Source organism: Paraclostridium sp. (genome assembly GCF_051657365.1).
GTDB lineage: Bacteria > Bacillota > Clostridia > Peptostreptococcales > Peptostreptococcaceae > Paraclostridium.
On the sequence record NZ_JBOFKN010000193.1, the window covers coordinates 1 to 12,706 of the forward strand.

10 protein-coding genes and 1 pseudogene are annotated in these 12,706 nt (G+C 30.1%); 8 read left to right on the top strand and 3 right to left on the bottom strand.

What is annotated here, in order from left to right; all coding sequences use genetic code 11:
• The 4 genes and pseudogenes from ACRCYC_RS15070 to ACRCYC_RS15085 all read left to right on the top strand — a co-directional run.
• Positions 1–485: ATP-binding protein (locus ACRCYC_RS15070; RefSeq protein ID WP_438619937.1), on the top strand; the 485-nt coding region annotated here is incomplete at its 5' end.
• A 185-nt stretch (positions 486–670) separates the two neighbouring features.
• A complete protein-coding gene (locus ACRCYC_RS15075) occupies positions 671–3,232 on the top strand; it encodes an FtsX-like permease family protein (protein WP_438619938.1) in 2,562 nt (853 codons plus the stop codon).
• 23 nt (positions 3,233–3,255) lie between these two features.
• Complete coding sequence (locus ACRCYC_RS15080; protein WP_438619939.1) at positions 3,256–3,939, top strand: ABC transporter ATP-binding protein; 684 nt, start codon at positions 3,256–3,258, stop codon at positions 3,937–3,939.
• Positions 3,940–4,007: 68 nt separating this feature from the next.
• A pseudogene (locus tag ACRCYC_RS15085) lies at positions 4,008–4,727 on the top strand (transposase); the annotation flags it as partial.
• A 230-nt stretch (positions 4,728–4,957) separates the two neighbouring features.
• On the opposite strand, the gene gltS reads toward ACRCYC_RS15085, so the two are convergent.
• From gltS to ACRCYC_RS15100, 3 genes are all read right to left on the bottom strand, one after another.
• Complete coding sequence (gene gltS / locus ACRCYC_RS15090) at positions 4,958–6,226, bottom strand: sodium/glutamate symporter (protein ID WP_438619940.1); 1,269 nt, start codon at positions 6,224–6,226, stop codon at positions 4,958–4,960.
• 260 nt (positions 6,227–6,486) lie between these two features.
• The gene (locus tag ACRCYC_RS15095; protein WP_438619941.1) at positions 6,487–7,821 is read right to left on the bottom strand and encodes a uracil-xanthine permease family protein; all 1,335 of its coding nucleotides are present in this window, start codon (positions 7,819–7,821) and stop codon (positions 6,487–6,489) included.
• 37 nt (positions 7,822–7,858) lie between these two features.
• Complete coding sequence (locus ACRCYC_RS15100; RefSeq protein WP_438619942.1) at positions 7,859–8,551, bottom strand: cyclase family protein; 693 nt, start codon at positions 8,549–8,551, stop codon at positions 7,859–7,861.
• Between the two features lie 220 nt (positions 8,552–8,771).
• Here ACRCYC_RS15100 and ftcD point away from each other — a divergent pair, with 220 nt between their 5' ends.
• The 4 genes from ftcD (at position 8,772) to ACRCYC_RS15120 (ending at position 12,706) form a co-directional block, all read left to right on the top strand.
• A complete protein-coding gene (ftcD, locus tag ACRCYC_RS15105) occupies positions 8,772–9,722 on the top strand; it encodes a glutamate formimidoyltransferase (RefSeq protein WP_438619943.1) in 951 nt (316 codons plus the stop codon).
• Positions 9,719–11,266 carry a dihydroorotase gene (locus ACRCYC_RS15110; RefSeq protein ID WP_438619944.1) on the top strand — a complete coding sequence of 516 codons (1,548 nt, stop codon included), beginning with the start codon at positions 9,719–9,721 and terminating at the stop codon, positions 11,264–11,266. Before ftcD ends, ACRCYC_RS15110 begins: the two co-directional genes overlap by 4 nt.
• A gap of 63 nt (positions 11,267–11,329) precedes the next feature.
• Positions 11,330–11,941, top strand: coding sequence for a cysteine hydrolase family protein (locus ACRCYC_RS15115; RefSeq protein WP_438619945.1), 612 nt, complete (start codon positions 11,330–11,332; stop codon positions 11,939–11,941).
• 210 nt (positions 11,942–12,151) lie between these two features.
• Positions 12,152–12,706: a UbiX family flavin prenyltransferase gene (locus ACRCYC_RS15120; protein WP_438619946.1), complete on the top strand. Its 555-nt coding sequence runs from the start codon at positions 12,152–12,154 to the stop codon at positions 12,704–12,706.

Sequence of the window (12,706 nt, forward strand, 5' to 3'; positions counted from 1 at the left end):
TAAATGAATATATAGATAGTATAAATGAGGAATTAAGAGGATATAAAACTACTTTTAATACTGAAAATATGATATTAGATATAATTTTAAATGAAAAAAAGTTTTTATGCGATAAAAATAATATAGAATTGTTTTGCGATATGAATTTCTTAAAATGTGATTTTATAGAAATGATAGATACATCATCTATATTTTCTAATATTTTAGATAATGCTATAGAAGCTTGTAAAAAAGTTGAAGATAATAGGTATATAAATATTAGAGGAACAATAGTCAAATCTTATTACATAATAAAGTGTGAAAATAGTAAAAATAACGAAGTTAAAATTAAAAATAAGAAAATAATTACTAGTAAAAAAGATAAGTTTTTACATGGAATAGGACTAAAAAGTATAAAATCTTCTTTAAGTAAATATAATGGAGATTTAGAAATTATAGATGAAGAAAACAAATTTACAATAAATATTTATATACCAATAGATTAAAATAATACATTATTCATGCTAGTTGGAACGAAAAAAATACCACTTATGCTGGTTATATTGATTGAAAAAAATAAGAGTGTTATCTTTGTACATATACGAGAGGCCTCTTATTTTTTTGTATACACCAAGTTTTTTTGAAATTAATAATGTAGGGTAATTTAGCATAAGGAGGTATTTAAAAGAGAATGTTTGAGTTTAAATTAGCTTTAAAATATTTAAGAAAAAATAAAAAAGAATCTATTTCAATAATAGCATGTATAGTTGTTGCAATAACTCTTATTTTAGGGGTTGATATTGGATCAAATAGTGTACAGTTAAACCAAATAAAAATGGCTAGAGAGATTGCAGGTTATTATGATGGTACATTGAAAACTAATAATAAAAAAAATATTGAAAGATTAAAAAAAGTAGATGGAGTTTACAACGTAAACACAGTTGAAGATTTAGGCGAGTTTATTCCAAGTGATGGATTAACTTCTAAACTTTATACATATAATGAAAATTATTTAAAAGCACTTAACTATAAGCTTGTATCAGGCAGACTTCCACAAAATAATGGCGAGATAGTTGTAGATAAAAAAGTATTTGAAAAATCTAAAGAAGATAAATTAAATAAAAGTATTTCCGCTATAGATAAAATAGAATATACAGTAAATGGGCAACAAAAAATTTACAGTAAAAAAACTAAATATAAAATAGTAGGAGTTATAAATAAAGAAGAACTATATTATACAACTGGAAATCAACGAGCAATGGGAGGAGTAGAACTATTCACATTTGCTAAAACTGATGAAGAATTAATACCAAAAGAACTATTAAATTATGATACAGTATTTAATTTAAAAGGTGTAAATCCAAATAACTTAGATGCAAAGTTTTCAAAATTAAGAGAAGATTATAATCCAAAATTAGATAGCAGTGTAGATATAAGACAAGATAGTATAAGTGGAATATCGAGTAATGAATACTTAGATGCAACTCTTAGACTTTTCAAAGACCAACAAGAAAATAATGAAGTGCAATCTAAAATATTTATTACAGTCATAGCAGCGTTTACAATAGTAAATTTCTTTAATATAATTCTTACAAAGCTTGTAAGACAAATAGGTTATTTAAGAATTATTGGAATGTCTAATAAAAATGTAATTAAGTTTTATTTAATTCAAATTGCTATATTATTTGCAGTGGGTTCCATTATAGGTTTTATAAGTTCCATTATATTTGCAAGGTATGCTATGAGTACAATTTTAACTATAAACATGTTTGATATAAGTGATTTTAGTAAAGTTAAATTAAATATACCATACTTTATTGTATTTAAAGCTTTGTCTATCGTTTTACTTGTATTATTGATTACAGTATTTATTCCTGTTTTAAAATCATTAAGAAAATATCCTATAGATATTATACATAGTACAGATAAAGTACGATATAAAACAAGATTTAATAAAAATATTACAAGAACTCTTTTAAAGAATAATTTATTTAGGAAAAAAACAAAAACTTTAGTTTCTGTTATAGTTATATCTTTTAGTGGGATTATGGTTATACAGAGATTTGCTACTAATTTAGATTATATTCATGAACAAATGGATAAACAATCGTCATATTCACCTCATAAATACGATTATATTATAAGCCCTGAATTTAATACTAATGAAAGTATAGAAAAAGTAAGTGACAAAGATATTTTGAAGATTAAGAATATAGACGGAGTAAAAGATTTAAGGGTAGAAAATTATGCTAGAGGAATTTTGATAATAAATAATGAAAAATTAAATAAAGCTTATATGGATGAATATCCAGAAGAAGAAAGTAATCTAAATACCCAAAATTTATACTCGACAATTGAAGGAATGAAAGATATAGATAAATTAAAGGAACTTGTAAACGAAGGAGATATAAAACATTTAAATGATAAAAAGAGTGAGTACATAAATGTTGCTATATGTAATAGTTTTTATTCTATAAAGGATGGAGTTTATAAATCTGTTATAAAAGATTTAAAATTAGGGGATATACTTAGTTTTAAAGTAATAACTATAGATGCTTATGGAAATTATTGTCATAAAAATTTAAAATGTAGAGTTGGTGCTATTTTAGATTATGATTATAACCAAAATTATGAAATAAATCGTACTGGGCCTAGAGTAGTGATGAACTTTGATAATTTTAATCAAATAACTAATGGATTTTATAATCAAGAAATATTCTTTAATGCTAAAGAAGAAAGTTATAAAACTATAAATCAAATTTTAGACAATATAAAATCAAATAATAAATATCTAATTGTTAACCATAGCGAAGAGTATAATCGTGAGATTGAAATTAATTTTATAACGATAGTCTTTTTATTGGTATTAGTTTCAGCATTATTTAATATGTATATAACTATTAGTTTAAATATAAAGAATAATTTAAGAGAGTTTTCTATATTAAGAGCAGTAGGATTAAACAAGAAATCATTGAAAAAATTAGTAGTTTGGGAATCTGTAACTTATGCTTTAATAGGGAGTTTGATTGCTACTATTGTTATTGGAATAAAGGATTTTAAATATCTTAAATATATCAGAGAAACATTTATCGATCAGCTTAGTATGGATATTAAAATTAAAGAAATATATATGCCTCCAAAAGAAGCGATTATATTTACGGTGATAATGGTTTTATTTGCTTTTTTAGTAGGATATATGAAAGCAAAATCTATAGATAAGATAGATATAATTGATGGAATAAATGAAGACTAGAACAGGTTATGGAGGATTGAGAAATGAAGAAGAGCATAAGAGTTGATAATTTAAAAAAGATATATGGAAAAGGGGAGAATGCGGTTAAGGCTGTTAATGGAATTAGTTTGGAGATAGAGAGCGGAAAGTTTACTGTAATAGTTGGGGAGAGTGGCAGTGGTAAGAGTACATTGCTACATTGTATGGCAGGGCTTGATAAGCCTACTGAGGGGAATGTTTATTTAGGAGATGCAGATATATATAAGTTAAATGATGATAAGCTGTCTAAGGTTAGGGTTGAAGAGTTTGGGTTTGTTTTTCAGAATTTTAATTTGATTCCTATTGTGAATGTCTATGATAATATAATTTTGCCTGTGTCGGTGGATCATAAGAAGGTGGATAAGAGTTATGTTGATGAGATTGTTAAAGCGTTGGGGTTAGAGAAACAGGTTGGTAAGTTTCCTAATGAGTTGTCTGGAGGACAGCAGCAGAGGGTTGCTATAGCGAGGGCTTTGTCGAATAAGCCTTCTATAGTATTTGCAGATGAGCCTACTGGAAATTTAGATAGTAAGACTAGTCAAGAGGTTATGGATATACTTTGTATGAGTGTTAAGGAGTTTGGGCAGACTTTGGTTATGATTACTCACGATGAGAGGATTGCTAAGATGGCTGATATTGTTGTAACTATTTTTGATGGGAAGTTAAAGAGTGTAGAAAAAGTTAGGTAATTATTGAATATAAAAATGGTAAATTTGGAACAATATTCATATAAAACTTTAATGTAGGTATTTTAAAAATGAAAGATTTAATTATTCCAGATGTAGATTATCAAGCTGAAATAAAAAAGTGTAAGACAATGGAAGATCATTTAGGAAGAGAAAAACATGAAAGATCTGGTTCAAATAATACAAACTATCGAAATGGATACAGTTCTAAAATAATAAGTAGTAGTTTTGGTGAAGTTGGATTAGATATTCCAAGAGACAGAGAATCTCAATTTGAATCTAAGGTTGTTAAAAAATATGAAACAGTATGTAATGAACTAGATAAAAAAATAATAGGACTCTATGCATGTGGAATGAGTGTACGAGATGATAATAATAGCTTTAGATATGCAATGTAAAAAAGATATCTTAGGGATTTGGATAGGTGAATCTGAAGGAGCAAAGTTTTGGTTATCAGTATGTAATGACCTTAAAAATTGAGGCTTAGATGATATATTAATAGCTTGTATGGATTAAAAGGACTTCCAGAAGCAATAAAAACAGTCTACCCAGATGTTAATATACAAACTTGTATAGTACATCAAATTAAAAATTCATTTAAATATATATCATCAAAAGGCAAAGAGAGTTTACCAAAGATTTAAGGAGTGTATATAAGACATTTAATGAAGAAACTACCCTTGAAAATTTAGATATACTTAAAAAAATGGTACAATAAGTACTCTATTGTAAAAGATTCTTGGTATAGCAATTGGTCTAATTTATCAACTTTATTTGATTATCAGCAGGATTATCTATACAATCTAATTTTTTTGAAATAATGTTTAATTTAGTGTATAACCATCTAAATTAAACACATAATAAAAGTGTAAAGAATACCATTATTAGTACTCCATAGAAATAAAAAAATATTACTGGAATCAGTAATTTCCAGTAATATTAATTATAAATAAATCTATTTACACAAATCTATAGACATTCTCAACTTAAATTAAGTTATATATGCCTATTTAAATTTATACTACGATAACATATTTATAAACATTATTATAGTAGGCAGTGCCACTAAATCTATTAAGAAAGCACATACTATAGGTATTGTGAAAAATGCTCTTTGAGAATACCCATATCTACCACATATTGAATTTAAATTTGCTAATGCGTTTGGAGTAGCACCAAGTTCATGTCCTATAAATCCTCCAACCATAACGGCCGCATCATAATCCTTACCTAATAATTTAAACATTACAAATATAGTAAATAACACTATAAATACTACTTGCATTAAAACTATGATTAACATTGGCAGTCCAAGAGTTTTTAATTCCCAAAGTTTAATACTCATAAGAGCCATAGTTAAAAATAATTTTAAACTAACATTACCTAAAAGTTCAAAGTATGAGTAGTCGACATCAACTACTTTAAATTTATCATTTGCATTTCTAAATAACATAGCAACTAATATACCACCTACATATTCAGGTAAAACATAACCTGTAATAGTAGTTATAAATTCACTAACAACATAACCAATAGTCATACAAGTACTGATTATAAATAAATGTTTTATAAATTGAGAAGTATCTATCTTAGAAGCAGTTGGTAGTGATGCATCTGAGTCTACTATTTCACTGTGTATACCTTCTTCATCAGGAATACCTTCGTGGAAATCTACAACAGGTTCTTTTTTAGGTTTTAACTTATATTTTTCAATTAAAAATTTAGAAGTTGGAGCTCCAACTAATCCGCCTGATATAAGACCTAAAGTAGCAGCGGCAAGTCCTATTGTATTAGCACCTACAACTCCCATTGATTCTAAAGTTGGACCAAAAGTCGCACTTGTACCATGGCCTCCACCCATTGAAATAGCTCCACACATTAATCCCATTAGTGGATCGAGTCCTGTTAGCATTGCACCTAATAAACCTATTATATTTTGTGCAAAAATAAGGATTATACAGAATATCCAGTAAATGAATACTGATTTTCCACCTTTTTTTAACAGCTTAAAACTTGCATCTATACCTACAGTAGAGAAGAACGCCACCATAAATGTAGATTGTAAACTAGTGTCTAAGACAATGTTTAATATATCATATTGTTTAAGTACAAATACTAAAATTGCGAATAATATACCACCTATAACTGGACCTGGTATACATAGGTTGTCTAAAACTGGAATTTGTTTTCTAATAAATTTTCCAAATATTATTAAAAAACACGCAAGTGCTATAGTAGCAACAATGTTTAAATTAAGAGTAAGGATTTCATTAATGTAGGTAAACTCCATTAAATCACCCCTTTTATTTTATTGGTTTGTATTATTATGTATCTAATTATTATAGCATTTAAATTTAAAAAAGTAAATATTAGTAAGCAAATATCCTCATGTGCTTAATTTTATTAAGTATAAATTTAAAAAAGTATAAATTATATGTAAATAAATTATCTTCAAAATAATTAAATTATATATTTGAAATCATAAAAACATGGATCTCAAAATATACTAATTGGCATAGTATTTTAAAATCCATGTTTTTTACAATAAACTTACCTTTTATCTTTTAAAACTAAATTAAGAATTAAAGCAGATATAGTACCAGTACTTATACCTGAACCAAATAACATTTTAAAAGCTTCAGGTAAATTAGCTAATAAATCAGGTCTAGTAGTTATACCAAGACCTAGAGCTAAGGAAACAGATATTATAATTAAATTTCTATTACTCATATTAACTCTACTTAAAGTTTTGATGCCACTAGCAGCAACAACACCAAACATTACAATTCCAGCACCACCTAAAACAGGATTAGGGATAGAAGCAACCAAAGCACCTAGTTTAGGAAAAATTCCAAGAATCATCATGATAATTCCAGAAACAAAAACAACATGACGGCTTGCAACTTTAGTTATAGGAATAAGACCTACATTTTGACTGAACGATGTATTAGGACCAGCACCAAATAATCCAGCTAGAAAACTTCCAACACCATCAGCTAATACACCTCTACTTATTTCTTCACTAGTAGTTTCTTTTTCAGCAGCTTCACCTATAGCGATTAAACAACCAACGGTTTCTATTGTAGTTACCAAATAAGCTATAGCAAAAGGAATAACTCCGACCAAGCTAAATTTAATACCATATTCTAAAACTAAAGGAATACCAGGTAAACCTATTAAACTAGCTTCTTTTATAGGAGTAAAATCTACAAGTCCTAGAGGAATACACACTAAGTAACCTATAAACATTCCTATCAATATTGAAGCACTGCTAAGAATACCTTTACCATAAATATTAAAGCTTATGACAATAATCATAACAAGTAAAGCGACACCAATATTAGTTATACTTCCATAGGTAGAAGATCCAACTCCACCGGCAGACCAATCCATTGCAACTGGTATTAAAGTAAGGCCTATCAAAGTAACAACAGTGCCAGTAACAACTGGTGGGAAAAATTTCATAAGTGGTTTTATAAATCTACTTAAAATCATTTCTATAAAAGAACCTAGTATAGTAGCTCCAAATATTCCGGCAAGCCCCATAGAACTACCAACGACTATAGATGGACCTACAAATGTAAAGTCAGTACCCATTATACATGGTAGTTTAGATCCAACCTTAGATACTCCTCTAGCTTGAATTATAGTTGCAATGCCAGCTATAAATATAGCAGCACTAACCATCATGGCGGTAGTATGTATATCAAGTCCAATAGCAGGACCTACTACTAAAGGAACTGCAACAATACCACCAAAAGCAGCAACTATATGTTGAAAACCTAGCAGTATAGAAAGTTGAAGGTTTGGTCTATCTTCTATTTTATAAAGTAATCCTGTGTTTGTTTTATTTTTAATCTTTTGAGAAGAATTCTTTTTACTCATAATAATTTCCTCCCAATTTAAAATGGATTATTATATACTAATTTTCTAAAAGAGCAATTGCTCTTATAGGAGAACCTGACCCACCTCGTATTTTAAGAGGTAGACCAAAATATAAAAATCTTTTTCCAACTACTTTATCTAAGTTGCATAAATTTTCTGTGTTTGAAATATCGAATTCACCACAAACTAAATGACCAGAAAAGTCTAAATCATCAGGATGATCTATTGCAGGGGCATCAACACCTATATTTACAACTCCCAATTTAGCTAAATATGTAGCTGCTTCATAACTAAGTCCTGAATACTCTGTTTGCCATTTATCAGTTCCAAAATTTCTGTCAAAGTGAGCGGTATACATTAGTACTATGTCACCTTTGTTTATCTCAAGATTATCTTTGTTTAAAGCATCTTTAATATCCGAAACTTCTATATACCTGCTATAGGGGATATGACTTAAATTTATGCAAATAGCACTGCCACAAAAATAATCAAGAGGCATATTTTCTATAGTTTCACCACTAGGTTTATATTCCCATACAGCATCACAGTGAGTACCACCATGTTCGCTAATAAGTAAGTTTCTAGCAGAGAAGCCTAATGTTTTGCTACCTGTTTTTTTCATGTTTTCTTCATGCGTCATATTAGTCATTATAAATGTTGGTTGGTGCATAGGAAAAACAGACATGCCTTGAAAAATTTCTTGAGATAAATCAATTATTTTAAAGCTCATATAAACACCTCCTTAAAAAAGTTTATTTATAAGTTATATTCACAAAGTTTCCAAAATATAATTTATTAAACAAGCGTAAATATAAAATTTATAAAAATAGAAATAACCAAAGATAAATTTACAGGGTTAGTATAGATTCATAAGTTTGGATAAATGAAGATTTGCTTGTTTTAATAGTTTATCTACTTATTAAATTAAAAAAAGATAAGGAGATAATTTTATGAAGAAACAATATGTATTAGCAGTACCAAATTTTAGCAACGGAAAGGATAAAGACGTAATAGAAGCTATTGTAGATGTAGTTAGAAATTCAGATGTTAAATTAGTAAGTTATGAACCAGAAGCAGATTTTAATAGAACAGTAGTAACATTTATAGGAGAGCCGGAAGGCGTTAAAGATGCTCTTGTTAATATGGCTAAAAAATCTATAGAACTTATAGATATGAGAGAACACAAAGGAACGCATCCAAGAATAGGAGCACAAGATACGCTACCTATATTCCCACTTAAAAATATAACAATAGAAGAATGTGTAGCTTTATCTAAAGAAATTGGTGAAAGATTACATAAGGAAAGTAAAGTTCCGGTGTATTTTGCAGGAGAAAGTGCTAGTACAGAAGAAAGAAAGGCATTTGCATATATAAGAAAAGGTCAATACGAGGGAGTTCGTGATCTTTTAAAAGAAATAAAAGACGATGAAAGCCGACAAGAAGAATACAATAATAGAAAACCAGATTTAAGTATTGACGGATTATTAAGTGAAAAATCTGGAGCTACATTATCTAGTGCAGAAGTTAATGGGCTTACAGCTTATAATATATTCCTTGGGACTGAAAATGTTGATATAGCTAGAAAAATTGCTAAGGCACTTAGAGGACCAAGTGGTGGATTTAGTACAGTTAGAGCAGTTGGAATAAAGTTCCCTGAAAAAGAAGGAGTAGTAGTTTCTATGAACTTGTTAGATTGCTATCAAACTCCTATACACAGAGCTTTTGAATTTGTAAAAAGAGAAGCTCAAAGATATGGTGTAATTGTAACAGGAAGTCAATTAGTTGGGCCAATAAAGCTTGATTATGTATTAGATACTTTTAACTATTATTTACAGCTAGAAGATTTTAGAAATGGGCAAGTATTAGAAACTCATTTAATGGATATAGGGGGGGAAATATGATAGATTTAATTATAAAAAATGCCAACATACCTCAAGGAGACGAAATGGTACTTACTAATATATTAGTAAATGACGAGAAAATAGTAGGGTTTGTTGAAGATATAAATATTATAGATGCTAAAGAAGTTATAGATGCTAATAAAAACTTAGTTATGCCAGGATGCATAGACTCTCATACTCACTTTATGTATCAAGGATTTCCACATAGAGAAAACTTCTTAACAGGAACAGCAGCAGCTGCTACTGGTGGAGTTACAACTATAATAGATATGCCTTGTTGTTCAGTACCTTCAGTTAGAAGTATAGAACAACTTGAAACTAAGCTTAGTATATGTGGTCCACAAGCAGTAGTAGATTATGCTATGTGGGGAGGAGTAACAGGAGAAGATGTTAGAGAAGGATGGATGCATAATGTTAAAGAACAAGCAGATTATGGAGTAGTAGCTTTTAAGGTATATATGACTCCGTCAGTTCCAACTTATCCAAGAGTTACAGATCCTGAAATGTTTGAATGCTTTAAGGCAGTATCAGAAACAGGGCTTCCAATAGGAATACATGCTGAAAACTTTGCAATGTGTGATTTCTATGTGAATAGGTTTAGGGAAGAAGGAAGAATTGATGGACCAGCTTGGGCTGAAGCTAGAATGGAGTTGGCTGAAAAGGTAGCTATAGAACTTGGAATAAGTTTTGCAGAAGCTAGTAAAGCTAGACTTCATATAGTGCATATGAGTACTGGAATTGGTGCTAAGTTAGTTAAGGATGCTAAGATGAGAGGAATAGATGTAACTAGTGAGTCTTGTCCTCATTATTTAACTCTAAATTACCAAGATGCTATGACAGAATACGGACCTTTAGCTAAAATTGCTCCTCCTCTTAGAACTAAAAAAGACAATGAAGAGCATTGGAAAGGTATAAATGATGGAAGTATTGATTTTATAGCTACAGATCATGCTCCATATGAAATAGAGAGTGAGAAGTTAAAAGAAGGCATGAATATATGGACTTCGTTCCCAGGTATACCAGGGGTTGAGACTATGGTTCCTGTGGTAGTTAGTGAAGGATACAATAAAGGTAGGATAACTTTGAGTAAATTAGTTGATATTTTAAGTACTAATGCTGCTAAGCACTATGGTTTATATCCTAAGAAAGGTGCTTTAAATATAGGTTCAGATGCTGACTTTACTGTGATTGATTTAGATAAAGAATGGACTGTTAAGAAAGAAGATTTAGTTACTATGTGTGGTTATACTCCACTTGAAGGTATGAAGCTAAAAGGAAGAATAGATAAAACTATTGTTAGAGGTAATTTAGTTTATGAAGATGGTGAAGCTGGAGTTTTAGGTGAGTTAGAGAACTATGACGTTCTGTTTAATAATCCATATGAGCTGACAAGTGGCGAGTATAAGGTGAGCTATAGAAAAGATCATCCTGAATTAATAGTTGATCATGTTAAGAGTATAAAGGGGATAAAAGTTAAACCAGGATTCGGTAAATTCACTAAACGTCAACAAATAAGTAAGTTAGATAAAAATATTAAGTTTTAGCTATACTAAAACTTAATGATTTTTAGAGGAAGAGAGAAAATAAAAATATATGTGGGGGTATTTATGAAAAGACACGGTATTGTTGTTATAGATATGTTAAATGATTTTGTTGGGGAGGAGGCTCCTCTTAGATGTCCTGGTGGAGAGCAGATTATTCCGGATCTTCAAAAACTTTTTGCATGGGTTAGGGAGAGAAATGCTAGAGGGCTTGATGATGTTCAGTTGATTCATATTCAAGAGGCTCATAGAAAAAATGATGCTGATTTCAGGGTTAGACCTCGTCATGCGGTTAAGGGAACTTGGGGTTCTGATTTTATAAAGGAACTTTATCCTGAGGGTGAGGAGTATATTGTTCCTAAGAGAAGACATAGTGGCTTTGCTCATACGGATTTAGATTTGTATTTGAGAGAGGAAAATATTGACACAGTAGTTGTTACTGGAGTTTGGACTAATGTTTGTGTTAGAAGTACTGCTAGTGATGCTTTATATAATGCGTATAAGGTTATTACTTTAAGTGATGGTGTTCATTCGAAAAATGATGAGATGCATGAGGCGGGGCTTCGTGATTTGAGCATCTTTACTAAGGTTATGACTATTGATGAGTATATAGATGCTTGGGAAAAAGGCCTAGATCCTTGGGCTGGCGGAGGAGACACTGAGAATAAGGTAGAGTAGTTTTTTGTTTGGTGAGCTTCGGGGCTCGGGGTGAATGTGGGCGGTTTGCTCCATACAAGCGGTGGGGCGTGCTTTTAAATGTCGCTGCACCTCCCACATTCACCCCCTCGCCTTATGAAGCTTACCAAACTATTTAAAAACTATGTACCTTTATTGGAGAAAAAAAGAGAAAATAGAAGAGAAAAAAGATATAGATTGGAATGAAAGCTTATGAAAATTATTGTTGGTATTTCCGGTGGTAGTGGCGCTATTTATGCTCTTGGTTTTTTAAAGGCTCTGAGGGAACTTGGGGTTGAGAGTCATTTGGTGGTTAGTAATATGGGCGAGTATGTGGTTAGTCATGAGTGTGGTGTTAGTTTAGAAGAACTTAAGAATATGGCTGATTTTTATTATGAAAATTATGATTTGGCTGCACCTGTTGCTAGTGGTTCTTTTAAGGTTGATGGTATGGTTGTTGTTCCTTGTTCTATGAAGACTTTATCGGCTGTTTGTCATGGGTTTAGCGATAGTTTGTTAACTCGTGCTGCTGATGTTTGTATTAAGGATAGAAGAAGGTTGGTGCTCCTTACTAGGGAAACTCCTCTTAGTTCTATTCATCTTGACAATATGTTAAAACTTTCTAATTTAGGGGTTACTATTATGCCGTTATCTCCTGGTTTTTATAATCATCCTCAGGATATAAGTGATATTGTTACTTCTATTGTTGGTAGATGCTTAGATCAAGTTGGGATAGAACATGATATGCTAAAGAGATGGGGTGAGTAG

Bases quoted from the DNA above. Each gene is read 5' to 3' on its own strand.
- ACRCYC_RS15080 (WP_438619939.1), top strand. From the start codon at position 3,256: ATGAAGAAGAGCATAAGAGTTGATAATTTAAAAAAGATATATGGAAAA.
- ACRCYC_RS15120 (WP_438619946.1), top strand. From the start codon at position 12,152: ATGAAAATTATTGTTGGTATTTCCGGTGGTAGTGGCGCTATTTATGCT.
- ACRCYC_RS15095 (WP_438619941.1), bottom strand. From the start codon at position 7,821: ATGAGTAAAAAGAATTCTTCTCAAAAGATTAAAAATAAAACAAACACA.
- ACRCYC_RS15100 (WP_438619942.1), bottom strand. From the start codon at position 8,551: ATGAGCTTTAAAATAATTGATTTATCTCAAGAAATTTTTCAAGGCATG.
- ACRCYC_RS15115 (WP_438619945.1), top strand. From the start codon at position 11,330: ATGAAAAGACACGGTATTGTTGTTATAGATATGTTAAATGATTTTGTT.
- ftcD (WP_438619943.1), top strand. From the start codon at position 8,772: ATGAAGAAACAATATGTATTAGCAGTACCAAATTTTAGCAACGGAAAG.
- ACRCYC_RS15075 (WP_438619938.1), top strand. From the start codon at position 671: ATGTTTGAGTTTAAATTAGCTTTAAAATATTTAAGAAAAAATAAAAAA.
- gltS (WP_438619940.1), bottom strand. From the start codon at position 6,226: ATGGAGTTTACCTACATTAATGAAATCCTTACTCTTAATTTAAACATT.
- ACRCYC_RS15110 (WP_438619944.1), top strand. From the start codon at position 9,719: ATGATAGATTTAATTATAAAAAATGCCAACATACCTCAAGGAGACGAA.